Source organism: Ruegeria sp. CF1 (assembly GCF_056537445.1).
In genome coordinates this window covers 469,443-493,700 of the sequence record NZ_JBQFRN010000002.1, presented here as the reverse complement: position 1 = coordinate 493,700, position 24,258 = coordinate 469,443, and the positions used below count along the sequence as shown (strand labels likewise).

The window sequence follows — 24,258 nt, the reverse complement described above, 5'->3', positions numbered from 1 at the left end:
AGAAACCGTATGGCGACCGCATCGCCCGCTTCTGATTTTGCTCCGGTGGCGTCTCAGGTCGCCGCCCCCGCCGCTACGCGCGATCCGCGGTTGGATTTCTATCGCGGCATCGCGATGTTCATCATCCTGATTGCCCATATTCCGAACGATCCGTGGGCCAAATGGATACCTGCCCGCTTTGGCTTTTCGGACGCAACCGAGATCTTCGTATTCTGTTCAGGCATGGCTTCGGCAATTGCTTTTGGGGGGGCGTTCATGCGCAAAGGCTGGTGGATGGGCACCGCACGCGTGAGCTTTCGCATCTGGCAGGTCTACTGGGCGCATATCTGCCTGTTCTTCTTTGTCGCGATGACAATGGCGGCCCTGAACCAGAGTGGGCTGTTCGAGAAAAACTATATCTCCTCTCTCAATCTACAGCATTTCTTCAACGATCCGGCGTCACAGATCGTCGGACTGTTCACCCTGACCTATGTGCCGAACTACTTCGATATTCTACCGATGTATCTGGTGGTACTGGCGATGATGCCCCTGTTTATGGGGCTATATCGTATCGGATTCTGGGCGGTCGCCATGGCCTCGGTCACGATCTGGCTCGTTGCACAATTCGACTACCTTGACCTGCCGGCCGAGCCCTGGTCAGAGCGCCAGTGGTTCTTCAACCCATTCGGGTGGCAATTGCTGTTCTTCACCGGCTTTGCGTTCATGCGAGGTTGGATTCCAGCGCCGCCGGTGTCGAAAACTCTGATCTGGGCGGCAGCATTGTTTTTGATCTTCTCGATGCCGTTCGGCTCGTGGAAGGTATTCACTTGGATCAATGCAGCAGCCCCTGATCTGGCTGATGAGATTCGCAAGGTCTGGCCAGTGACCAAAGAATTTCGCGACAAGACCGACTTTGGTCTATTCCGATATCTGCATTTTCTGTCGCTTGCCTATCTGGGTTGGGTTATCGCCGGTGAGCATGGCCGTCGCCTGATAGCGACCGGTCATGGGGCAGCCGCAAAAGTCTGGCAGTTCCTGCTGACCATCATCACCAAAGTGGGTCAGCAATCGCTCGCGGTGTTCGTATTTTCTATGGCAGCAGCACGACTTATCGGCGTCGGACTGGACCTGAGTGGGCGGGATGTTGCCAGTGTGTTCATCGCCAACATGATTGGCTTTGCCATGATCATCGGCGTGGCTTATCTGGCCGCCTGGTTCAAGTCACAACCTTGGAAATCAAAGAAATGAACTTTACACGTCGCGCTTTTCTCGCCTCATCAACCGCTCTGGCCTTCGCCCCAGCGGCATATGCCACAGGTGGAGAGACCCCGTTCAGCCGAGACGACGTCATCGCAATGGCCCGCGACCTGGCCAGCCGTGATTATGCCGAGCGTGAGATGGTTCCGCAGGAGTGGCAGGACCTGACGTATCAGCAATACCGTTCAATCCGGTTCCGGCTGGATCGCGCGCTGTGGTACGAGACCGAGACGCCCTTCAACGTCGATTTTTTCACGCCGGGCCTGTATTTTCCACGCACAGTGAAAGTGTCGACCGTCGAGGACGGTATGACCAAGCCGGTCGCCTTTGATCTGGCCATGTTCGATAAGTCTGAAGACGTACCAGAGCTGCCCATTGACGACACGCTGGGCTTTTCAGGTCTACGCCTGCGTACTGAGATGCACCGCCCTGGCGAGACTGACGAGTTCTGCGTTTGGCAAGGGGCCAGCTATTTCCGCGCCATCGGTTTGCACGAAGTCTATGGCCTTTCGGCCAGAGGGCTCGCCTTGAAGACCGGCGATCCAGATGGCGAGGAATTCCCCGAATTCATTCGTTTCTGGTTGGAGCGTCCAGAACCGGATCAACGTAACATGGTCGTTCATGCGCTCATGGACAGCCCCAGCGTTACAGGGGCCTACCGCTTCCACGTTACCGCCGGTTCAGATTGCGTGATGGATATTGAAGCCACCCTGTTCCCACGTACCGAACTGCCCCATGTCGGCATCGCGCCCGGCACATCTATGTTCCTGTTCGATCAGACCAATCACAGCCGTTTCGATGATTTTCGCCCCGCAGTGCACGACAGTGACGGGTTGATGATCCGCAACGGCGCAGGAGAGGTTCTGTGGCGCCCGCTTGCGAACCCGACTCGCCTGCAGATCTCGTCTTTTGTCGACACAAACCCCCGCGGCTTTGGCCTGATGCAACGCAAGCGCAAGTTCTCGGACTATGCCGATCTTGAAGCCAATTATCACAAACGCCCAAGCTTGTGGGTCGAACCCAGCGAAGACTGGGGTAAAGGCACTGTCACGCTTGTCGAAATCCCAGCGGATCAGGAGATTTATGACAACATCGTCGCCTATTGGCGCCCGATGGAACCCTACGCAGCAGGCAGCCAGATTGATCTGTCCTATCGCCTGATCTGGGGCGAGGAACCGCAGCACACCCCTATGGCCCGCGTGATCAACACCGCGATGGGCGACAACACGTTCGGCGAGGGCCGTTTGGCTGTGATTGATTTCGAAGGCAGTGAGCTGCTTGACGATCCCGAGGCCATCACGGTGTTTGTCGACTCGCCCCATGCCGAAACTTCAGAAGGCGTTCTGCAGCGTAACCCAGACACGGGCGGGTTGCGGCTGGCGTTCTCATTCGAACCAGGCGAACGCAACCACGTGGAACTGCGCGCGCAGTTGCTGAAAGACAAACAACCAGCCTCTGAAGTCTGGCTTTACCGTTGGACCATATGAACCGCGATCTTCATATCATGCCGCCCGAGGCCCCTCTAGCGATGCCAGCCCAGAACTTTGCGCAGGGATTCCGCGATGCGCAGGTACCTGCCGGGGGTCGAAATCCCTCTGTCGGGTTTTGGCGCGCGCTGGTCTTCTCACCTGCCATGGCGGCGGCTTTGGGTCTGCTCTGGGTCATGTCCGACTGGTTCAGCGCCGAAGGGATCAATCTGGTCGAAGGTATCCTGCTGACGCTAATCTCGTTCAATTTCTTCTGGATTTCCTTCACGGTCTGCACCGTACTGCTGGGCATGGTCTCGCTGTCCCGGCAAGAGCAGCCAAAGCGTGAAGGACGCTCGCAACCGTTGCGCGTGGCGCTGTTGACGCCTGTCTATAACGAAGTGCCATGGAACGTGCTGGGGAACGCCCGTACGATGCTGGAAGACCTGCAGAAACGCGGTGGTCAGCACCACTATGCCATGTTCATTTTATCCGACACGCGCGACCCCGAGATCGCCGCGCAGGAACAGGCCAGCGTTGAGGCGTTGCGGACCACGCTGGCACCGGGGCTTGAACTCTATTACCGCCGCCGCCCCCAGAATACGGATCGCAAGGTCGGTAATATTGCCGATTGGGTCAGCCGCTGGGGCGCGGACTGGGATGCGATGTTGGTGCTGGATGCCGACAGCCTGATGACGGGTCGCGCGATCTCGCGCCTGACCGATGCTTTGGCCCGCGATCCCGGCGCAGGCCTGATCCAAAGCTATCCGCAGCTGATTGGCGCGCAATCGGTCTTTGCCCGGATGCAGCAGTTTGCCAACGGCGTCTATGGTATCGCCTTTGCCGAAGGCCTCGCGCGCTGGTGCGGGCAAGAAGGCAATTATTGGGGCCACAACGCCATCATTCGCACCTGTGCATTTGCTTCTAGCGCAGGTCTGCCCAAGTTGCGGTCGCTCAACGGACAAGACAAGCTGATCATGAGCCACGATTTCGTCGAGGCCGGATTGCTGCGCCGCGCAGGATGGGCCGTGCGCTTTCTGCCGCGCATACGCGGATCATATGAGGAAACGCCCCCCACCCTCATTGACCACGCAATGCGCGATCGCCGCTGGTGTCAGGGCAACCTGCAGCACCTGAAACTGCTGGGTTCGACCGGCTTCCGCGCAGTCTCGCGGTTCCATATGTTCCACGGTGCGGTCGGATATCTGATGTCGCCGCTATGGTTCGCACTTTTGGTGATGTGGGCCTTGATCGGTCAGGGCAAGGACGCCTCGGTCCTGCATTACTTCAGCCCGGACAATCCGCTGTTCCCGCAATGGCCAGAAATGTCCGAAACACGGCATGTGCTGATCATTCTGGTGATGTATGCGATGCTATTGGCGCCCAAGGTTTTGGGCGTCGCTGCCCTGCCCCTCAGCGGTGTGCGCTATTCCGATTTCGGCGGAGCGCGAAAATTCTTCACTTCATTTCTGTCCGAAGTCATCCTGTCGATCCTCTATGCCCCTATACTTATGGTGCAGCAGATGATTGCAGTGTTCCGCACCGCGTTGGGCATTCAAAAGGGCTGGTCCCCGCAAGCGCGCGATGGTGGCAGCTACGGGCTGCGCACGCTGATCCTGTGCCACAGCCTTGAGACTATCATCGGCGTCGCGCTTAGCGTTGGCATCCTCGCCGGTCTGGTCTCGGTCTGGCTGGCCCCGATTGCGATCAGCCTGGCACTGGCGATCCCATTGTCTGCGCTCAGCGGCGTATCGGCAGGCACCGCACGCCGTATGGTTGGTATGCGCGAAGATGTCAGTGAGCCTGCAATTACACGCTCGGCCCGGCGCTATCGCGATGAGTTGAAGCGATTGATCGAAGGTAAGGGCGTGATCACACCGGCGGAATGATCACCCGCCGGGCAGGCCCTCGTACCAGTCTACCATCATATCAGCCCAGCCGTTTGGCACCGTATGGCCACCCGGGAACAGAGCAAATTCCAAGGCGCTGCCTTCGGCACACCCCATCCAGTTGCGACGCATAAACTGGCCCGTGGTAGAAAACCCGCTGGGCTTGGTATCGGCACACTCATTGGCGACCCGCCAGATTTCCAATCCGGCAAAGATATCGCCCTGGTGGAAACGGCCTCCGCCCAAAAGGCGGCCCTCCAGCGGCACCACATTGTCCGTCCAACCATGGGTGTGGAACATGCGTACCGGACCATCACAGCTTTCGGGATGTGGCCGCCAGAACCCGCCTGAAACCGGGACATAAGCAGAAAATGAATCCGGCGCAGCGCAGGCGAGGTAATAAACCATGAACGCGCCAGCCGAGAAGCCGCCCAGCACCACGCGATCCGGGTCGATATCAAACCGGTCGGCAGCGTCCTGCACTACTTCACGAAGAAACGCGGGTTCATCCCGACCTTCCCAACCGGGAAAGAAGTTCCAGCTTTTTCGGCCGTTTCTCTCGGACCCTTCCGGTGCCATCACTGCGTAGCCGCGCGCCAGCAGTGGCTCGACCATGGATCGGTTCTTGAGCGTACCGGTGGCGCTGCCGCCATAGCCGTGCAGGAACACAACCAGCGGAGGGTTCTCCGCTTTCGGCAGTTCGATGTGATATCCGCCTGATGCGGTTTCGCACATCCCCTCGGTATCGCCACAAGCCGCAAGGCCGGGTTGCCCGGCAAAAACAAAGCACGCGGCCAACCAGTGTCTGACACTCATCCCGTTTCCTCTTCATAAGCGTTGACAGGCAACCCAGCCCGCACCCAACCGGGCCCGGCCGCCGAACCCAGCATGCCCTCGGGCACGTCGATGATATTGGTAAATCCAGCCTCGGTCAGTCGATTGCTTAATCGGGCCGAGCGCACCCCGCGTGCACAGATCAGTGCGACAGGTGCAGATCGGTCCCCCCCGAGCAGATGGTCCAAGGCCTGCACGAAATCCTCACGGCGCATGTCGAGCGGGTGGGCCGCTTCGGCGACCCCGGTCGCCCGCCATTCGCGTGGCGTTCGGATATCGATAAGATGGATCGCGCCGTCGAGGGCCTGTTGATAGGCTGTGGCCGCCGCAATCTGACCACCAGCATAGGCCTGCGGGATCAGCCGGTATTCGCGGATTGCGAAACCCGCTGCAATGGCGGCCCCTCCGCCCAATAGGACCCATCTGCGGGTTCGGCGTTTCCCTTCTGCCATGCGGTACTCTCCTGCATTGTCAGATCGGTATTATCATATGGCAATTCGCGACGCTTTCAGGAAATCCAACCCTCAGATCAAGTTCGCGTCATAGTTACACAGGTAGATCACGTCCAATATGTGCGTTTTAGGACCTTTCGGAACCTTGCAATTTCCGGACAGTCAATAAATTATCCCTAGTAATTCAGTCATATTGACCGCACAGACCGGAGTATCGCACTTGTCCCTATTCCTTATCGCGGCCCTTCCCTTCCTCGGAGCTGTCTTTCCGGCCCTCCTGATCCGGGCAGGACGAAACGCAGCAGCATCAGCGGCTGGGTTGACCACCTTCCTCGCGTTGATGGGATTGCTGATCCACATTCCCAGCGTCATGCGCGGTGATGTTGTGACCGCGCGGTTCGACTGGATACCCGGGCTTGGACTAAACGCGAACTTCATGCTGGACGGCCTGGGTTTTTTGTTCGCCCTGCTGATCCTGGGCATCGGTCTTCTGATCATCCTCTACGCACGATTCTACTTGTCGCGCGAGGATCCGATGGGGCAGTTCTATACCTATCTGCTGCTGTTTCAGGGCGCGATGGTGGGAATTGTTCTGTCCGACAATATCCTGCTTCTGCTAATATTCTGGGAACTTACGTCGCTCAGTTCATTCTTGCTGATTGGTTACTGGAAGCACTTGCCCGAGGGTCGTCAAGGCGCGCGTATGGCTTTGGCCGTGACCGGTTCGGGCGGGCTGGCGATGATCGCAGGGATGCTTATCCTCGGCAATATCGTGGGATCTTATGACCTGAGTGTCATTCTGCAGAACAAAGAGCTGATCCAGTCCTCGCCGTACTACCTTCCTGCGCTGATCCTGATCTTGCTTGGCTGTTTCACCAAATCGGCGCAATTCCCGTTCCATTTCTGGCTGCCGCACGCGATGGCGGCTCCGACGCCAGTGTCGGCCTATCTGCACTCGGCCACAATGGTGAAGGCAGGCCTGTTCCTGATGGCCCGGATGTGGCCGGTTCTGGCGGGTACGGATGCGTGGTTCTACATCGTCGCCACTACCGGTTTGATCACCATGCTGCTGGGTGCGGTGATTGCGCTGTTCAAGGATGACCTAAAGGCGCTGTTGGCGTTTTCGACGGTGTCCCATCTGGGTCTCGTGACGATGCTACTGGGCTTTGGCACGACGATCGCCGCTGTTGCAGCCGTCTTCCACATCATCAACCACGCGACGTTCAAGGCGGCCTTGTTCATGACCGCCGGGATCGTGGACCACGAGACCGGCACACGCGATGTCAAACGGCTGGGTGGTTTGCGGCATCTGATGCCGATCACGTTTACTATCGGCACCATCGCTGCCCTGTCGATGGCCGGTCTGCCACCGCTGAATGGTTTCCTCTCGAAAGAGATGATGCTGGAAGAGACAGTCCACACGACTTGGCTTAACTCGCCTTACTTGGTACCCGGCTTGGCGCTTTTGGCTGCGCTATTTTCAGCGGCCTACTCCTTTCGCTTTGTCAGCCATGTCTTCCTTGGGCCCGAGCGGGACGATTACCCCGCGCATCCGCATGACCCGCCTGTCGGTCTTTGGTTGGCGCCGGCGTTCCTTGTGGTGCTGGTTGTCCTGATCGGTCTTTATTCCGCAGCCATCGTTGGCCCGCTTGTCGCGGTTGTCTCCAGCGCGGTGATCGGGGGCGAGAAGCTGCCTTATTACTCGCTGAAACTGTGGCACGGCTTTACACCTGCGCTTTACATGTCGGTGGTCGCGACGCTGGGAGGCCTGTTCCTGCTGTCGTTGCACAAACGCGGCGACCAGATATGGAACGCCCTGCCCCGGCCCGAGGCAAAGGTGATCTTCGAGGCAATCATCGACGCGCTGACCCGTCTCAGCCGCTGGATTACGGACGAACTGCATAATGGTGTGCTCAGCCGGTATGCGATCATCTTCGTGGCTTTTGTCGTTGGGCTTGGCTACTACGCCTACACCACCGGCACCATTGGCGTTGAAACACGCGTACCGCTTGAGGCTCAGGTCATCCCGATCATCGGCTGGATCTGTCTGGTGGGTGCGACGCTGGCGATCATGTGGTTCCACCGCAACCGTCTGCTGTCACTGGTGTTGATCGGGGTGGTTGGCCTGATCGTTTCGATGGCATTCAACTACCTTTCTGCCCCCGATCTGGCGCTGACACAGATTTCGGTCGAAGTGGTGACGATGATCCTGCTGTTGTTGTCGCTGAACTTTCTGCCTACCGACACACCCTGGGACAGCAGCGCGGCACGGCGTTGGCGTGATGCGGCAATTTCGGTGGTTGCCGGGATCGGCTCAGGCGCTTTGATCTATGCGCTGATGATGCGGGATTTTGCTTTCCCAACGATCTCGGAATTCCATCTGGCCAATTCGTACAAAGGTGGCGGTGGCACCAACGTCGTGAACGTGATCCTCGTCGACTTCCGGGGTTTTGATACCTTTGGCGAGATCATCGTGCTGGGCATCGCAGCCCTGATCATCTACGCCCTGACCGAAGCAGTGCTGAGCACAAATGTGCGCAGTTACCTGCTGAACCGCAAACCACATTGGCCGCAGTCGGGTGACTCTCACCCATTAATGATGGTGGTCGTCACCCGCGTGATGATGCCCATAGCATTGATGGTCGGGGCCTATATCTTCTTCCGAGGCCACAACCAGCCCGGCGGCGGCTTCATCGCAGGCCTCATCGTCGCGATCGCCTTCCTGATGCAGTACATGGCCAGCGGCTATACCTGGGCGATTGAACGGCAGCGGTTCTACTATCACGGCACCATCGGTTGGGGCGTTCTGATCGCCGCTGCCACTGGTCTGGGTGCATGGTTCAATGAACGCCCGTTCCTGACCAGCGATTTCGGATATATCCACTGGCCCCCGCTGGAAGAATTCGAATGGGCCACCGCGATTCTATTCGATACCGGCGTCTTCCTTGCGGTACTGGGCGCTGTGATGCTGGCGCTCGACAGCCTGTCGCGCTTCGCGTGGCAGCCGGGAATGGCACAAGAATTTCCGATGGATATCAACCCGCTGCGGGATAGCCCTCAGGATGAAGATAACGAGAAGGAGCAGGCCTGATGGAAGCGCTCGTAGCCTCTGCAGTCGGCGTCATGACCGCAGCCGGGATATTCCTGATCCTGCGTCGTCGTACATTCCCAGTCATTCTGGGCCTGTCCCTGATCACCTATGCGGTGAACGTGTTCCTATTCGCCACCGGGCGGCTGGCGCTGAACGCACCTGCCGTTCTGAACAAATATGAAGATGTCCCCTATACCGACCCGCTACCGCAGGCGCTGGTGTTGACGGCCATCGTGATCTCATTCGGGATGACGGCGGTGATCGTGATGATCTCGCTGTCTGCCTATCTGTCCTCGAAGGATGACCATATCGATATGAGCGCAAGCGATAGCGTGGACGCGCCGGGAGAAGACGCATGAACCATTGGATCGTCGCGCCGATCGTCCTGCCCGCGATCCTGGCCCCGTTTATCATTATGGTGTTGCGATATCATTTGGACCTTCAACGCATCTTCTCGGTCGCCGGCGTCGTGGGATTGCTGGGTATCGCCTTGACCATTACCGCCCAGGCATCGGGTGGCGAGGTTCAGGTCTATGAGCTCGGCAACTGGCCCGCACCGTTCGGCATCGTGATGGTGTTGGACAAACTTTCGGCCATGATGGTGTTGTTGACGGCCCTGCTGGCCCTGCCGGTTGTCCTTTATGCCATCGGCTCTGGCTGGGATGAGAGAGGCAAACACTTCCATGCTCTACTCCATTTTCAGCTAATGGGTGTCTGCGGTGCTTTTCTGACCGGCGATGCCTTCAACCTCTTTGTGTTTTTCGAGGTCCTGCTGATTGCCTCTTACGGCCTCATGACGCATGCAGGTGGCGCAGTGCGGTTGAAGGCCGGTGTTCAGTACGTCGCCTATAACCTGCTCGGCTCGACCTTGTTCCTGTTTGCCTTGGGCACGATCTATGCTGTGACCGGCACGCTCAACATGGCTGATCTGGCCGTTCGCGTGGCCGATATCCCACCCGAAGACACCGCCTTGCTGCGGGTTGGAGCAGTCTTGCTATTACTGGTTTTCTGTATCAAGGCTGCAGTCTTGCCACTGCATTTCTGGCTTCCTGCAAGCTACGCAAATGCGCCGCTGCCCGTTGCAGCGCTGTTCGCGATCATGACCAAAGTCGGTGCTTATTCGATCCTGCGGGTCTATACGCTGGTCTTTGGGCCCGATGTAGCCGCAACCGAAGGGCTAGTCGGTAGTTGGCTACAACCTGCAGCGCTGCTGACATTGGCCGTTGGCGCTATTGGCATTCTGGGCTCGCAACATATCGCGCGAATGGTGGCCTTTTGCGCCATCGCGTCGATGGGCACATTGCTGATTGCGATCTCGTTGTTTAGCGAGGCCGCGACGGCGGCAGCACTCTACTATATCTTCCATTCGACGCTGGCGACGGCCCTGCTGTTCCTTGTCGCGGACATGGTAATGGAGCGCCGTGGCGGAGCCATAGCCCCTTCGACGCCGATGCCGCAATCCGGTCTGATCTCAGCCCTGTTCTTTGTCGGCGCCATCGCGATGGCTGGCATGCCGCCACTATCGGGTTTTGTGGGCAAGCTGCTGGTACTGGACGCCTCACGTGGCGCGCCCGATGCAAATGCGGTCTGGGCCGTGATCTTGATCGGGTCGTTCGTCACAATCGTGGGTCTGGCCCGCGCGGGAACGCTGATCTTCTGGAAAAGTCACGACGCCCTACATAATGTGACGCCTGAGCCAACCGACGAAGACAGCCTACCAACCGCGCCCGAGCCCTATCCGGGCCTCGCCTTTACTTCGGTGTTCGGGGCGGTTCTGGGACTTGTGCTGCTGACACTGTTTGCAGGTCCGGCGCTGCAATATGCCAGCAACACGGCCGTGCAACTGTTCGCGCCGGAAGATTACATTTCGGCCGTGCTGGGAGGGGAAGAATGATGAAGCTTCTGCACCGTATATTTCCGCATCCCCATCTGACCGCACTACTTACACTGGTGTGGGTGTTTCTGGCAAACACCGGGTCTTTGAACTCGGTGGTCTTTGGCCTGCTACTGGGCATCATCATTCCGTTTATCACTCAGCCCTATTGGCCGGATCGCCCGAAACTGCGCAATTGGCCGATGGTGGCGGAATACATGTTGGTTGTCTTATGGGATATCGTGATGGCCAATATCGCGGTGGCCCGGATCATCCTGTTCAAGCGCGATGCAGACCGCCAGCCAAGCTTTGTCAGCGTCCCGCTGGAACTGCGCACGCCCGAGGCCATCACAGTTCTGGCCGGAACCATCACCATGACCCCTGGCACCGTCAGTTGCGATTTGTCCGCACAAGGGCACTACCTGCTGGTTCATTGTCTGGATGCACCGAACCCCGAAGAGGTGCGCGACCAGATCAAACAACGCTATGAGCGCCGCCTGAAGGAGATTTTCGAATGATCACCTATGCGATCTACTTTGCTTTTGCCTGCTTCGGCGCTGCGATCATGATGTGCTTGTGGCGTATCATTACAGCCGACGGTGTCAGTACCCGTGTTCTGGCCCTAGATACAATGGTGATCAACACCATCGCTCTGCTTATCCTTTACGGCTTGAGTATCGAGACCGAAATCTTCTTTGAATCCGCCATGATCATCGCCATGCTCGGCTTTGTCTCAACCGTGGCTTATGCGCGCTTTATGCTGCGTGGCAATATCATCGAATGAGCGTGGCATGACCTTTATCTTCGAACTGCTCATCGCATTCTTCCTGATCGTATCGGGCATTTTCGGCTTTGTCGGATCATTCGGCATGATCAAGCTGAAAGACCCCATGTCCCGCCTACACGCACCCACCAAGGCAACTACGCTGGGCGTGGGCGGCGTCCTGCTAGCCTCGATCGCGCATTCGGTTTTGCTTGAGGGCAAACTGTCGATGCACGAGTTGTTGATCACGCTCTTTCTGTTCCTGACGGCTCCGATCACGGCCCTTTTCATTGCCAAATGGCACATTCATCGCCATGAAAAGCCCAGCGATCTGCCAGACGCAGGCGAGGATGAGCTTTGGGCCACCCACGCGGTCGAACAGGTCGAGGACGTCCCGGACCACAGTACGAACTGAGACCCATGCACACACCTCTGCTGCCCCTAACCCGCGATCTGGTTCTGATAGGCGGAGGACACACGCACGCGCTGCTACTGCGGAAATGGGGCATGAAACCGCTGTCCGGCGCGCGGGTTACGGTGATAAACCCCGGTCCTACCGCACCCTATTCGGGCATGTTGCCAGGATTTGTCGCGGGTCACTATCAGCGGTGGGAGCTTGATATTGATTTGGTGCGTCTGGCCCGCTTTGCCGGTGCGCGGGTGATACTGGGCGCAGTTGAAGGTATCGACCCGGACACACGCCAAATCCATGTGCCCGGACGCCCGCCGGTGGCGTTTGATGTGGCCTCGGTCAATGTCGGGATCACCTCGGATATGCCAGCATTGCCGGGATTCGCCGAGCATGCCGTTCCGGCCAAGCCGCTCGGCCTCTTCGCCGCGCAGTGGCAAAGCTATCTTTCAGGGACGGGCCGCGCCTCGGTCGCCGTGATCGGTGGTGGCGTTGCGGGAGTAGAGCTAGTCATGGCGATGGCCCATGCACTGCGTTCCAAAGGACGTGAAGCGCAGGTTACGTTGATCGACAGTGCAACAGCCCTGACAGCGACTGTCCCGAAGGCATCCGCTACCATCCGGCAGGCGATGGCGCACCTGGGGATCGAAGTTCTGGAAAACGCATCAATCCAGAAGATTTCTGCGGGCGAAATCGAGCTAACGGACGGTCGCCAGATACCGGCCGATTTCATCACCGGTGCTGCAGGCGCGCGGCCCTATGAGTGGATATCCAATACCGGCCTCGCGCTGCATGACGGTTTCATCAAAGTGAACGCGTCCCTGCAATCCAGCGATCCGGCGATTTTCGCCGCGGGAGATTGCGCCCATCTGTCCGAGAACCCGCGCCCCAAGGCAGGGGTCTACGCAGTGCGCGAGGCACCAATATTGTATGACAATTTGCGCGCCGCGCTAGGGTCTGGGAATATGCGGCGTTACGTGCCGCAGAAGGATTACCTGAAACTCATCTCTCTGGGTGGAAAATCCGCACTGGCCGAGCGATTGGGAACATCATTCAGCGGGCCGCTCATGTGGCAATGGAAAAACCATATCGATCAGAAGTTCATGTACCGGTTCCGTGAACTGCCCCAAATGCCCACCACCGCATTGCCCCGTCATCACGCAGCAGGGCTGCAAGAGGCGTTGGGAGAAAAACCAATGTGCGGCGGGTGTGGTGCAAAGGTGGGTCGAGGCGCTTTGCAGGCCGCATTGCAGGAGTTGCCGCAGCTCGACAGGCCCGACATTACACCCCTGCCCGGTGACGATGCGGCGGTGCTGCTAACCGGTGGCACGCGACAGGTTATGACATCGGATCACTTACGCAGCTTCACCAACGATCCCGCCTTGATGACGCGTATCGCCGCTGTCCACGCGCTTGGTGATATCTGGGCAATGGGCGCTCGTCCGCAGGCTGCGACAGCAACGATCATCCTGCCGCGCATGTCAGCTGAGTTGCAGCAGCGCACAATGGCTGAGATCATGCATATTGCCAGCGACGTCATGCACCAAGCCGGGGCTGAGATCGTCGGCGGCCATAGTTCAATGGGTGACGAAATGACCATCGGGTTCACTCTGACCGGGCTCTGTGATGCTGAACCGATCACGCTGGGTGGCGCAAAACCTAATGACGCTTTGATCCTGACAAAGCCGTTGGGCAGCGGTGTTTTGATGGCGGCCGAAATGGCGGGCAAGGCGGAAGGCGCCTGGGTCGCGGCAGCTTTCGCGCAAATGATACAGCCGCAGGGTGAGGCGTCCCGCATCCTGAAAAATGCCCATGCGATGACGGATGTCACCGGTTTTGGTCTGGCGGGTCACCTGCAAGGGGTATGCGAAGCGTCTGGCTGCGGGGCAACCCTGTCTTTGGACGCGATTCCAGCTCTGGAAGGTGCGGCAGAGCTCAGTGATCAGGGCATTCGATCTACAATCTACACCGACAACCGTGCCATCGCCCCAGGCCTTCCGACCGGCGGCAAGGCGGATTTATTATTCGATCCTCAGACTGCGGGAGGTCTCTTGGCGGCCGTCGATGCCAACAAAGCCGAGCAAGTATGCTCGGAACTACGCGCCGCCGGTTACCCTGCCGCCCTGATTGGTCACATCGACGCTACATCGGGCCTGCGTGTTCAAAGCTGATCCAGAACATTCTTAATCCGAGCCACCGTCGCCGACAGCCCGGTATCATCAAGTGACGGTGCCTCAATCTGCGCGATCACTTCGGCACGCTGCGCCTTACGCGATTTGGCATAGGCCGGGTCGTAATGCTGTTCCATCAATGCCTGTGTCAGTCCACGCTTGTCGCCGGCATTGATCAATTCAAGCCAACCATCCACAACCTCATGACCGCGATGAATGCGCAGTGGAGACAATCGATCACGTAGCCGTTCGCTATCCGACAGAATGTCATCGTAGGCAGACACCAGATACGCGGTGCGCGCAGCAATCGGTGCTGTGATCTGGATGCGAGGTGCAGCACACAAGGCCGACCACAGGCTGGGCGGGAGGATCAGGTTTCCGATCTTGGATGATTCTGCTTCAACAACCACCGGACGCGCTGCATCCAGCTCGCCCAAGGAAGCGGCGAGCGCGGATTCGAAGGCTTTCTGACTGGGTTGCCCACCCGGCATTTCGCCCAACAATGAGCCTCGGTGATTGGCCAACCCTTCAAGGTCCAGCACTTGCGCGCCTTGCGCCTTTAGATGGCCCAACAGGTCTGTCTTGGCCGTCCCGGTATAACCATCCAGCGCGACTAATCGATATGGCAACACTTCATCATAGAGGAACTGCTTTACCAGTCGGCGATAGCTGCGATAGCCGCCTTCAACCACCTCGGCGCGCCAGCCGATTTGTTGCAACATCCAGGTAAATGATCCTGATCGCTGCCCGCCACGCCAGCAATAGACCAGCGGTTTCCAGTCGCCCTCATGATGGCTCAGGTGATCCTCGATATGGCCTGCCGCGTTGCGAAACACCAGCGCAGCACCCAGCTTGCGGGCCAGAAACGGGCTTTGCTGGACGTAGATGGTACCGACCCGTGCCCGTTCTTCATTGTTCAGAACCGGCAGATTGATAGCGCCCGGCATATGGTCTTCGGCGAACTCAGCCGGGCTACGCACGTCGATAATCGTATCAAACGTGTGGTTGTAGAATTGCTGCAGGCTGGAGACTTTCAAAACCATATCAACGGTCTATCCCGCATGGTGCCGGAAGAAAACCCAAGCCGCTGTTGAAGGTACCAGACCATAATACGGAACAGCCATTGCAAACCATCTTCGCTTGGGTAATGAACCATCGATACTGGTTTCTTATTGGCATGGGACGTGCGCACAAATGGCACAGCAGACCGCAAATTCCCTCAAGAGCAAAGCATTGGCCGATCTGGAGACAGGGAAGTTGCCGCAGGCCTTGAAAAAAGCGCAGCTTGGCATCAAGAAACACCCCAAGGATGCCGATTACCAAGCAATCGCAGGCTTTGTCCTGACCGAGATGAAGCGGTACAAGCAATCCATTCCACACTTCGCTGAAGCATCGCGAATGAAACCGGACGATGCTCAATTTGTCGAAAACCTCGCCAACGCGTTAATGCAGACAGGTCAAATTCCGCGTGCGCTGTCCTATGCCGAGCAGAAACTTGAACGCTTCCCGAATAACAAAGAACTGGTCCGCGTCATTGATGAAATTCAGCTCAAGGGACAGAATTGGCGCCTGATCATCGACCATACGACGAAAAAACTGGAAAAAGACCCTGACAATGCAGATTTGCTTTGGTTGCGGGCCCGCGCCTACGGAGAGGTCGGGTTCTCCGATCACAGCTCTCAGGACATTGCCCGCGCTTTTGGGATCGCACCTGAAAATGAAAAAATCGCATTGTCGAAAGCCGTAGACTTGTATCAAACGGGCGACAAAGAGGGCTCAAAAACCATTTTGCGCGCTGTACTCGAGAGAAACAAGTTTTGCGCGGCGGCACTCTACCAAATGTCTCTAATGGTGGACAATGACCATGCCGAGAGCCTTGCGCTTGCTGTCGACACCGCAATTTCAGGAAGTGATCACGCCAACTCGGTGCTTGAATTCGCAAAGGCGCACTTGATCTCCAAACGTGATGGGCTGTTCTCGGCGCTCCCCCACTTTGCGCGGGCCAATGCCATTCAACACAACGTGAATCCCTATGACAGTACGCAAGAAGAGAAACGGTTCGAAGAAATCAGCACGTTTTTTCCCCTGAATGTACCCCCTGCGACTGCAGGCGTAAGCGATGGGCCCAAGCCGATATTCGTGGTCGGACAGCCACGATCAGGCACAACACTGATGGAAATGATGCTTAGTTCGGCGCCGGATATCGCCGGCTGTGGAGAGCTGACGATTGTAGGTGAATTATCCCAAAAGGTCAGAGAGAGCGGCAAACCATTTGACGCAGACGCAGCTGCTGAATGTGCAGCAGAGTTTCGCAGGCTGATGCCACCCTTACCCGAAAGCTCGACCGCATTCGTTGACAAGATGCCACACAACTATCAAAGGCTCGGCTTCATATTGTCAGCGTTCCCGAATGCCCGCGTGATCAACATGTTGCGCGATCCAAGGGATGTGGGGCTATCAAAATGGATCAGGCGTTTTCACTCACCGGGTATGCGCTATGCATCCAATCTTGAATCGATTGCCCACTCGGCCAACCTGTACCGGTGCTATCTTTCTCATTGGGAAAAGCTGTTCGGTGATCGTATTCTAACGGTTCGATATGAGGACCTGGTAGTCGACCCCAAAACCTGTATCCAGCAAGTCGCCGCCTTCTGCGGTATCGACTGGGATGAGCGGATGATGACCCCTGAGAAAAATACCAGGAAAGTCCGCACCGCCAGCACCGATCAGGTGCGCAAGAAAATCTCAACCGGGTCAATTGGTGGCTGGCAAGAGGTTGCGGATCAAATTCAGCCGATGTTAGATGGGCTGGATCAGGCGTTGTGGCCCGAATACAGGTTCGATTGACCAAAAAAAAGGCCGCCCCGAGAGACGGCCTTTTTTGCTTCTCCGGTCACATCACTTCTGTTTGATGCGCCCGTCCAGATAAGGCTGATACGGGGCGTTCTCGGCTAGATATTCCGCCGTAACATCCGCTAGATCAGGCCCGAAATCATAGGCGTTTTTGTCATCACCCGAGAACACAGAATAACCATCGCCGCCATTGCGGACATAGTTGTTTGTCACCACCAGATATGTCGCAGCTGGATCAATAGCTTCGAAACCGCCATCCTTGGCGACCATGACCTCAACAATCCGGCCCTCATTCGGGGCAACCGATGGATCCCAGGTAAATGTCATTCCTGCCACCTGAGGGAAGCGGCCTTTGACCTCTTCAACTTGGCTCACCCCGTTTTCAAGAGCATCAATCACGCCCTGACCGCTGATCTCGAAGGTCGAGAGCGTGTTCTGGAACGGCAGAACTGTCAGCACCTCACCCATGGTCACCTCACCCGGATCGATCGAGGCGCGCAGCCCACCCGAGTTCGCAATCGCAATCTGGGCGCCCTGATCGGCAACCCGCGCCAGCATGGCATCCGCAACAAGATTGCCCATTTCACATTCCTGCACGCGACAAACGGACCGGTCGCCTTCAATCGAAGCTGACGCTTCCGCGACGACCTTGTTGCGAATTTCATCGAGCGGTACGGCCAGCTCGGCGATGCGGTCCAGCGCGGCCTGATCCTCGGTCACCGCATTGTCCATGATCAGCGGTTCACCCTCAGCGGATACAACATTTCCGTCATCATCGAACGTCACATTCAATTCACCCAGAAACTTGCCATAGGCATAGGCCTGAACGATCTGCACCCCGTTTACGACGGTAGGGTACGGTCCGGCGGCCTTGTCGGATGTGTTCGAAAGATATGTGTTCGAATGCCCACCCACGATCACGTCAACGCCCGTGGTCTCCTGCGCCACGCGCTGATCGACGACATAGCCTGAGTGGCTGAGAACGATGATCTTGTTCACACCTTCGCCGGTCAGCTTGTCGACCTCAGCCTGAACGGCAGGAACTGGATCAGAGAAGGTGATGTTTGGACCGGGTGACGCGATATCGTGCGTGTCTTCCGGCGTCAGTCCGATCAGACCGATCTTTTCGCCGCCCACTTCGATCACAGCCGATTTCTTGATCTTGTCGGTCAGCAGTTCCTCATCCGCATAATCGGCGTTGGACATCAGCACCGGGAAATCGACCGAGTCGATGAAGCCGCGCAGCACCTCAGGGCCATCGTCGAATTCATGGTTGCCCACAGTCATGGCGTCATAGCCCAGCTTGTTCATGAACTCAGCCGCAACCTTACCCTTGTAGTAGGTATAGAACAGCGAGCCCTGGAACTGGTCGCCCCCATCAACGAGGATCGAGTTATCGGCCCGTCCGCGGGCCTCTTCGACTGCCGTCACAAGGCGCGCCGATCCACCAAAGCACTTGCCTTCGGCATTGTCTTCGTCGCCACAGGCGCTGTCGTACTTGTTGATCGGTTCAAAGCGCGAGTGGAAATCGTTTGTATGCAGAATCGTAAGCTTGTATTCGGCAGCCGCCATACCGGCGCTGAGTGCCAATACCGCAGCCGAAGCCAGAAAACGGGTGAACATCGTGAAACTCCCTATGATTGTTTTGCGCGATGGTGCGCGTTGCGTGGCGAAGAGTCAAAGGGGGAAATCCGGCTTGATTCTACCCGTCGTGCGGGGCATCAGGACTTCATGCTGATTTACAAGATCTTCCGCGCCGATGAATGGGCAAACCTGCAAGCACAAGGGGCTTCGGATGGTGCACCGATTGATGTTTCGGATGGATATGTTCATTTCTCAACCGCAGAACAGGCCGCTGAAACCGCTGCCAAGCATTTTGCCGGGGTCGAGGGCCTAACCCTCTTGGCCTGTGATAGCCAAGCAATGGGCGATGATCTGAAATGGGAGGTTTCGCGTGGTGGCGCATTGTTCCCCCATCTCTACCGCCAGATTCAAATGTCGGATGTGGTCTGGTCACGCGATCTGCCCTTTGACGGTCAGGCGCACCAGTTCCCGCAGGAGATGGAATGACACGCTTCATCGATCCCGAACGCGAACAGTTCGAGGCGTTTAAGGCCCTCGATCGAGACCATCCTATCGAGATGCTCAATCTGGTGAAGTTTCGCGAAACAGCTCAGTATCCGTCCGATCACGCACTGGCCGGCGCACATCTGACCGGCGCACAGGCCTATGGCAAATACGGGTCTGAAACCGCGCCTATCGTCGCCCGCATAGGAGCGTCGATCCTTTGGCGCGGCGCATTTCAGACTATGCTGATCGGTCCACAAAATGAGGCTTGGGATGCTGTGTTCATCGCCCGCTACCCCACCGCCCACGCATTTCTTGAGATGGTGACCGACCCTGCCTATCGCGCCGCGGTGATACACCGGCAGGCCGCCGTTGAAACCTCGCGCCTGATACGTTGCGCGCCGACAGAGGGTGGAGATTCCTTCGGATGAAACTGACCGAAAAACTTGGGCTCGCTGCGCTGCACCGTCTTGACCCGGAAACCGCGCATGGGCTTTCGATCAAGGCCCTGACCTCGGGGCTTGCACCGACGCCTGGGCCGGTCACATCGGACCGGCTGAAGACCCGAGTCGCGGGCCTGGATTTGCCCAACCCCGTCGGACTGGCCGCAGGGTTTGACAAAAATGGCGAAGCACTGTTGCCGCTTTCACGCGCCGGGTTCGGGTTTATCGAAGTCGGGGCGGTGACACCCCGTCCGCAGACCGGCAATCCTAAACCGCGCTTGTTCCGCCTGACCGAAGATCGCGCCGCCATCAACCGCTTTGGCTTCAACAACGAGGGAATGGAGGTCATGGCCGCGCGTCTGGCGCAGCGTCCAAAGGACGCGGTGATCGGTTTGAACCTTGGGGCCAACAAAGACAGTGATGATCGGCCCGGAGACTTCGCAAAAGTGCTTGCCCATTGCGCTGCGCATTTGGACTTTGCCACCGTCAACGTGTCCTCGCCCAATACCGAAAAGCTGCGAGATTTGCAGGGCAAAGCGGCGCTAACTGCGTTGCTGAGCGGTGTGATCGAAACCCGAAACGCCCTGCCCCGCCCGATCCCGATCTTCCTGAAGATCGCCCCGGATCTAACTGAGCACGAATTGCAGGATATCGCCGCTGTCGCCCGTGAAACCGGCGTGGACGCGGTGATCGCCACCAACACCACACTGTCGCGCGATGGCCTGCGCAGTGCGCACAAGGATCAGGCCGGAGGCCTGTCCGGCGCGCCGTTATTCGAGAAATCGACGCGGGTGCTGGCGCAGCTCAGCCAGTTGACAGGCGCAGATATCCCGCTGATCGGGGTCGGCGGCATCAGTACGGCAGAACAGGCCTATGCCAAGATCTGCGCCGGAGCGTCCGCAGTGCAGTTCTACACGGCGATGGTCTATGGCGGGATTTCCCTGGCCGCTGACATCGCACAGGGGTTGGACACGCTGCTGGAGCGCGACGGCTTCGATTCGGTCGCGCACGCGGTGGGCAGCAAACGAGAGGACTGGCTATGATCGAATACTGGCACAATCCGCGCTGTTCCAAGTCCCGCGCGGGGTTGGCGTTGCTGCAGGAAAACGGCGCAGATCCTGAGGTGCGCAAATACCTCGAAGACGCGCCCTCGGCCGATGAAATCCGGACGGTTCTGGCCAAACTGAATATCCCGGCGATCAGCATGATGCGCACCGGAGAGAAAACGTTCAAAGAGCTTGGCCTGGCCAAGACCTCGCCCGATGAGGAGCTTGTTCAGGCCATGGCCGAACACCCGATCCTGATCGAGCGTCCGCTGGCCATCGCGGGCGACAAAGCCACTATCGGACGCCCACCCGAGAACCTGCTGGACTTGCTTTAGGCGATCTGTGCCTCAAGTCGCGGATAGCGCCAACCAAGCGTAAGGCCCCGTGCGATGTTCAACACCATCAGCGCGGCCCAAAGCCCATGATTGCCCATCGTTGGCACCAGCACGAACAACGCAACCACGTACAGCGCGACTGACTGGATCATCGCGTTGCGCATATCGCGGGTCCAGGTGGCGCCGATATAGATACCGTCGAACATCCAGCTTGCCACTCCGATGATCGGTGCCAGAGCAGCCCAGAGCAGATACTCGCGTGCCGTCATACGAACTTCAGGCGATGTCGACATCAGATCGATCAGCGCAGGCCCTGCCAGGTAAAACACCAGCCCAAGCCCGATGGCCCCGCCAACGCCCCATTGCGAAGCCATGACCGACGCGCGCCGGACCTTCCGGCGGTCGCGAGCACCGACGGCTCCTCCGACAAGAGCTTCAGCCGAGAAAGCAAATCCGTCCAAAGCGAATGCGGTGATTTCGAGAAACTGCAATAACACCTGATTGGCCGCCAAATTCACGTCGCCCAGATCGGAACCGACAAACAAAAACGTGGTGAATGCTCCGGTCAACAGAACCGAGCGCACCATGATATCGCCATTCACCTGCATCATCCGGCGCAGCCGTGCGGAATCAAAAATACGCGGCCAATCCCGCCATTGCTTGCCGCCAAACGCATCCCCACAAAGCCACAAACCCAGGGCAAGACCCGTCCACTCGGCAATCAGTGTCGCGATGGCAACGCCCTCGACACCCCAGCCCAGGCCAAGCACAAACCATAGATCCAGCGCTATATTCAGCCCATTCATCCATATCTGCAGGATGAATACACCTCGCGTGCGTTCGACTGCGATCAGCCAGCCTGTCACCGCATAAAGGGCAATCGTGGCCGGAGCGCCCCAGATGCGAATCTCCAGATAGGCGCGCGTCAGAGACTCGACTTCGGCGCTGGCGGGCGACAGTGCAAAAGCTCCAAGGAATACCCAAACCTGCGCGGCAATGAAAACCAATCCTGCTGTTCCGCCCAGCAGCAAGCCTCGCATGAGCAACGCTCCGGTTTCTGCAGTGTCACCTGCACCGCGCGCCTGTGCCGCCAGCCCGGTGGTGCCCATCCGCAGAAAGCCGAATATCCAGTAGATCGCCGACAGGATCACCGCACCCATACCCACAGCCCCGATGGGGGCGGCCTGCCCCATCTGACCGACAACGCCGGTATCCACTGCCCCGAGGATCGGTACGGTCGCGTTCGACAGCACGATCGGCAACGCGATTTTCAGGACGCGCCTATGGGTAATGGGCGCTGAGGCGTCCTCCATCTTTAGTCTTTCGGTGTCGGAGATTGCGGCATCAAGAAGTGCCCCGTACCTTGCGCAAAGAGTTTGGCGTGATTGTCTTGCCAGGCTTCGACCCGGACAGAGGCATAACGTCGACCCGAGCGATTGATGAAAGCGCGCGCATAGGCGTCTCGCGGCAGGCCAGACCGCAGGTAGTCGACCGTGAAGTCGATGGTTTTGGGAAAGCGGATATTCACGTCAGTCAGGATGTCCTCCGCACCGATCTCACCGCTTTCAATCCTGGGAAACATATGTTCCCAACTCAGCGTGATTACGGCAGTGACTTCCAGAAACGCCGCTGTCACCCCACCGTGGATAGCGGGTAGAAAAGGATTACCGATCAACTTCTCATCGAAATTCAGAACGCCTGTCAGTTCGTCCCCCCGCCGGTCGAATGTTATATTAAGGAACCGAATATACGGCACACCTTCGACCAGCGCGGTCAATGCGGCATCACGGCGTTGCTTGACCACCTGCATAGGTTCTGGGCGAGGTCTTGCCATCTTAGCGACCCTCCACGGTGAAGGCACCTGAAGCGGTGGCAACGGGACGGTCGCTGTCATCATCCGTCGCCGTCGCCCGCACAAAAGCCACGTTGCGCGTGATGTGATAGCAGGTCGCGCGGGTCCGGATACTTTGACCCGGCGTTGCGGCCCGCATGTAATCAATACGCAGATCGATGGTGGCGGTTCCTCCCGGGGCTGAGGGGTGGCTCATCACTGCGGCACCGCAACAGGTATCCAGCATGGCCGACACAGCCCCGCCATGGATCACGCCAGTCCGAGGATCGCCGATCAGTTGCTCGTTATAGGGCATCGAGATTTCAGCCTCGCCCTCTCCGATGTGGGTCAGATCAAGCCCCAAGGCCTTGGCGTGCGGAATCGCCTCGATGAACTGGCGCGCTAAAACTGTCTTATCGACCATGGGGTTGGGTCCTGTCCTTGTACCTGCCCCTTTATGGGCCTGCGTTTACACCAAGGGCAAGCCCACCTGTTGCGCTTGCCGCAACGACGCCCTAGGTTGCTGCCAAGGAGACCCGGAATGTCCGACACCCGTTTGTCATTCAAAGAAATGTGCGCCGAGTTCGACGTGACCCCACGCACCCTGCGCTATTACGAATACATCGAATTGCTGCAGCCTGACCGTGAAGGCAGGTCGCGGTTTTACGGGCCTCGTGAATGCGCCCGGATGAAACTGATCATGCGTGGTCGAAAGTTTGGATTTCCTTTGGAAGAGATTCGTCAGTGGCTGCTGATCTACGAAGATCAGGGCAATCAGGCGCAGATGGCGACCTTTATCGAGATGGCCGATCGTCAAATGGAAGAGCTGCGCCAGCAGCGCGCGCAGTTGGATGAAGCAATGGATGCGCTTCAGCAATTGCGCGATCAGACCGTCGGCCTGCTGAAATAGCCCCTTCCCCTACGGCAAGAAAATTGCCGAAACCCCTGCTTACGCGACTGGATGTTACGTCAACTATTTTGTGACGCAGCGTCCGCATTACGTAAACGTCACTTGTGTGTTGTAAAACGCTCATCGACTGCGCAACTCAGATTGCATGACGCCAGTGATGAGAGTTTGAACCATGACCGAAGATCTGCTGACCATCCGCGAAATGTGCGAGACCTATGATGTCACGCCCCGCACATTGCGGTTCTACGAGGCCAAAGAGCTTTTGTTTCCGATCCGCGAGGGCCAAAAGCGCTTGTTCACCAAACGGGATCGTGCACGCCTGAAACTGATCCTGCGCGGCAAGCGCTTTGGCTTCAGCCTCGAAGAGATCCGCCAGCTTCTGGACCTGTACCACGTGGGTGACCAGCAGCTGACCCAGATGTCCCGCACTTATGAAATCGCGTGCGAGCGCCTTGCTGACATGGAATCGCGCCGCGAAGAGCTGACGCAGGCCATTGACGAACTAAAAGAGCAGTTGCGCTGGGGCGAAAAGGTTATCGCCTCGATGAAACAGGAAAAGAAGGCCGCCGAATAAGCCCGGCCTTTCGGA

24 protein-coding genes are annotated in these 24,258 nt (G+C 57.9%); 17 read left to right on the top strand and 7 right to left on the bottom strand.

The window, feature by feature from the left end:
• Nucleotides 1–9 precede the first annotated feature (9 nt).
• From ACRZ96_RS07535 to mdoH, 3 genes are read left to right on the top strand one after another with little or no spacing between them, the layout of a single operon-like run.
• Nucleotides 10–1,227 carry an OpgC family protein gene (locus ACRZ96_RS07535; RefSeq protein ID WP_170594865.1) on the top strand — a complete coding sequence of 406 codons (1,218 nt, stop codon included), beginning with the start codon at nucleotides 10–12 and terminating at the stop codon, nucleotides 1,225–1,227.
• Nucleotides 1,224–2,723 (top strand): glucan biosynthesis protein G, encoded by a 1,500-nt coding sequence (locus ACRZ96_RS07530; protein ID WP_170391875.1) that lies wholly within the window; start codon nucleotides 1,224–1,226, stop codon nucleotides 2,721–2,723. The genes ACRZ96_RS07535 and ACRZ96_RS07530 overlap by 4 nt, the downstream gene beginning before the upstream one ends.
• On the top strand, nucleotides 2,720–4,591 hold the full coding sequence (gene mdoH, locus ACRZ96_RS07525; RefSeq protein WP_480586539.1) for a glucans biosynthesis glucosyltransferase MdoH: 1,872 nt from the start codon (nucleotides 2,720–2,722) through the stop codon (nucleotides 4,589–4,591). The genes ACRZ96_RS07530 and mdoH overlap by 4 nt, the downstream gene beginning before the upstream one ends.
• Here the strand turns inward: mdoH and ACRZ96_RS07520 are convergent, their stop codons facing one another.
• Together ACRZ96_RS07520 and ACRZ96_RS07515 are read right to left on the bottom strand one after the other, a co-directional pair.
• Complete coding sequence (locus ACRZ96_RS07520) at nucleotides 4,592–5,407, bottom strand: PHB depolymerase family esterase (RefSeq protein ID WP_170391879.1); 816 nt, start codon at nucleotides 5,405–5,407, stop codon at nucleotides 4,592–4,594.
• On the bottom strand, nucleotides 5,404–5,877 hold the full coding sequence (locus tag ACRZ96_RS07515; protein WP_170391881.1) for a rhodanese-like domain-containing protein: 474 nt from the start codon (nucleotides 5,875–5,877) through the stop codon (nucleotides 5,404–5,406). Before ACRZ96_RS07515 ends, ACRZ96_RS07520 begins: the two co-directional genes overlap by 4 nt.
• A gap of 220 nt (nucleotides 5,878–6,097) precedes the next feature.
• Here ACRZ96_RS07515 and ACRZ96_RS07510 point away from each other — a divergent pair, with 220 nt between their 5' ends.
• Genes ACRZ96_RS07510 through selD form a run of 7 tightly spaced genes read left to right on the top strand, consistent with a single transcriptional unit; the run spans nucleotide 6,098 to nucleotide 14,184 of the window.
• Complete coding sequence (locus tag ACRZ96_RS07510) at nucleotides 6,098–8,968, top strand: monovalent cation/H+ antiporter subunit A (RefSeq protein ID WP_170401275.1); 2,871 nt, start codon at nucleotides 6,098–6,100, stop codon at nucleotides 8,966–8,968.
• The gene (locus tag ACRZ96_RS07505) at nucleotides 8,968–9,327 is read left to right on the top strand and encodes a Na+/H+ antiporter subunit C (protein WP_170391885.1); all 360 of its coding nucleotides are present in this window, start codon (nucleotides 8,968–8,970) and stop codon (nucleotides 9,325–9,327) included. The genes ACRZ96_RS07510 and ACRZ96_RS07505 overlap by 1 nt, the downstream gene beginning before the upstream one ends.
• Entirely contained in the window at nucleotides 9,324–10,862 is a 1,539-nt protein-coding gene (locus ACRZ96_RS07500) for a monovalent cation/H+ antiporter subunit D (protein ID WP_480706646.1), read from the top strand. Before ACRZ96_RS07505 ends, ACRZ96_RS07500 begins: the two co-directional genes overlap by 4 nt.
• The gene (locus ACRZ96_RS07495; RefSeq protein ID WP_170392908.1) at nucleotides 10,862–11,359 is read left to right on the top strand and encodes a Na+/H+ antiporter subunit E; all 498 of its coding nucleotides are present in this window, start codon (nucleotides 10,862–10,864) and stop codon (nucleotides 11,357–11,359) included. The genes ACRZ96_RS07500 and ACRZ96_RS07495 overlap by 1 nt, the downstream gene beginning before the upstream one ends.
• On the top strand, nucleotides 11,356–11,625 hold the full coding sequence (locus tag ACRZ96_RS07490; RefSeq protein ID WP_170563653.1) for a K+/H+ antiporter subunit F: 270 nt from the start codon (nucleotides 11,356–11,358) through the stop codon (nucleotides 11,623–11,625). The genes ACRZ96_RS07495 and ACRZ96_RS07490 overlap by 4 nt, the downstream gene beginning before the upstream one ends.
• Nucleotides 11,626–11,632: 7 nt before the next feature.
• A complete protein-coding gene (locus tag ACRZ96_RS07485) occupies nucleotides 11,633–12,019 on the top strand; it encodes a Na+/H+ antiporter subunit G (protein WP_170401276.1) in 387 nt (128 codons plus the stop codon).
• 5 nt (nucleotides 12,020–12,024) lie between these two features.
• Nucleotides 12,025–14,184 carry a selenide, water dikinase SelD gene (gene selD, locus ACRZ96_RS07480; RefSeq protein ID WP_480706648.1) on the top strand — a complete coding sequence of 720 codons (2,160 nt, stop codon included), beginning with the start codon at nucleotides 12,025–12,027 and terminating at the stop codon, nucleotides 14,182–14,184.
• On the opposite strand, the gene mnmH is transcribed toward selD, so the two are convergent.
• On the bottom strand, nucleotides 14,175–15,227 hold the full coding sequence (gene mnmH, locus ACRZ96_RS07475) for a tRNA 2-selenouridine(34) synthase MnmH (protein ID WP_480706650.1): 1,053 nt from the start codon (nucleotides 15,225–15,227) through the stop codon (nucleotides 14,175–14,177). The genes selD and mnmH overlap by 10 nt on opposite strands.
• Before the next feature lie 151 nt (nucleotides 15,228–15,378).
• On the opposite strand from mnmH, the gene ACRZ96_RS07470 reads away from it, so the two are divergent.
• Nucleotides 15,379–17,031: a tetratricopeptide repeat-containing sulfotransferase family protein gene (locus ACRZ96_RS07470; protein WP_480706652.1), complete on the top strand. Its 1,653-nt coding sequence runs from the start codon at nucleotides 15,379–15,381 to the stop codon at nucleotides 17,029–17,031.
• A 51-nt stretch (nucleotides 17,032–17,082) separates the two neighbouring features.
• On the opposite strand, the gene ACRZ96_RS07465 is transcribed toward ACRZ96_RS07470, so the two are convergent.
• Nucleotides 17,083–18,660, bottom strand: coding sequence for a bifunctional metallophosphatase/5'-nucleotidase (locus tag ACRZ96_RS07465; RefSeq protein ID WP_170594839.1), 1,578 nt, complete (start codon nucleotides 18,658–18,660; stop codon nucleotides 17,083–17,085).
• A gap of 108 nt (nucleotides 18,661–18,768) precedes the next feature.
• On the opposite strand from ACRZ96_RS07465, the gene ACRZ96_RS07460 reads away from it, so the two are divergent.
• Genes ACRZ96_RS07460 through arsC form a run of 4 tightly spaced genes read left to right on the top strand, consistent with a single transcriptional unit; the run spans nucleotide 18,769 to nucleotide 20,928 of the window.
• Nucleotides 18,769–19,107 carry a DUF952 domain-containing protein gene (locus ACRZ96_RS07460; RefSeq protein WP_170563662.1) on the top strand — a complete coding sequence of 113 codons (339 nt, stop codon included), beginning with the start codon at nucleotides 18,769–18,771 and terminating at the stop codon, nucleotides 19,105–19,107.
• Complete coding sequence (locus ACRZ96_RS07455; RefSeq protein ID WP_170420906.1) at nucleotides 19,104–19,535, top strand: DUF1330 domain-containing protein; 432 nt, start codon at nucleotides 19,104–19,106, stop codon at nucleotides 19,533–19,535. The genes ACRZ96_RS07460 and ACRZ96_RS07455 overlap by 4 nt, the downstream gene beginning before the upstream one ends.
• Complete coding sequence (locus ACRZ96_RS07450) at nucleotides 19,532–20,590, top strand: quinone-dependent dihydroorotate dehydrogenase (protein ID WP_480771972.1); 1,059 nt, start codon at nucleotides 19,532–19,534, stop codon at nucleotides 20,588–20,590. The genes ACRZ96_RS07455 and ACRZ96_RS07450 overlap by 4 nt, the downstream gene beginning before the upstream one ends.
• Entirely contained in the window at nucleotides 20,587–20,928 is a 342-nt protein-coding gene (arsC, locus tag ACRZ96_RS07445; RefSeq protein ID WP_480706656.1) for an arsenate reductase (glutaredoxin), read from the top strand. Before ACRZ96_RS07450 ends, arsC begins: the two co-directional genes overlap by 4 nt.
• Here arsC and ACRZ96_RS07440 read toward each other — a convergent pair.
• Genes ACRZ96_RS07440 through ACRZ96_RS07430 form a run of 3 tightly spaced genes read right to left on the bottom strand, consistent with a single transcriptional unit; the run spans nucleotide 20,925 to nucleotide 23,183 of the window.
• Entirely contained in the window at nucleotides 20,925–22,241 is a 1,317-nt protein-coding gene (locus ACRZ96_RS07440; RefSeq protein ID WP_480706658.1) for an MATE family efflux transporter, read from the bottom strand. The two genes, arsC and ACRZ96_RS07440, sit on opposite strands and share 4 nt — an antisense overlap.
• 2 nt (nucleotides 22,242–22,243) lie before the next feature.
• Nucleotides 22,244–22,762, bottom strand: coding sequence for a PaaI family thioesterase (locus tag ACRZ96_RS07435; protein ID WP_170635955.1), 519 nt, complete (start codon nucleotides 22,760–22,762; stop codon nucleotides 22,244–22,246).
• 1 nt (nucleotide 22,763) lies between these two features.
• Entirely contained in the window at nucleotides 22,764–23,183 is a 420-nt protein-coding gene (locus ACRZ96_RS07430) for a PaaI family thioesterase (RefSeq protein ID WP_010438901.1), read from the bottom strand.
• 117 nt (nucleotides 23,184–23,300) lie between these two features.
• Between ACRZ96_RS07430 and ACRZ96_RS07425 the strand changes: the two genes are divergently transcribed.
• Nucleotides 23,301–23,669: a MerR family transcriptional regulator gene (locus tag ACRZ96_RS07425; RefSeq protein ID WP_170391912.1), complete on the top strand. Its 369-nt coding sequence runs from the start codon at nucleotides 23,301–23,303 to the stop codon at nucleotides 23,667–23,669.
• A gap of 172 nt (nucleotides 23,670–23,841) precedes the next feature.
• Nucleotides 23,842–24,243, top strand: a complete 402-nt coding sequence (locus ACRZ96_RS07420; protein WP_039536426.1) for a MerR family transcriptional regulator — start codon at nucleotides 23,842–23,844, stop codon at nucleotides 24,241–24,243.
• Nucleotides 24,244–24,258 lie beyond the last annotated feature (15 nt).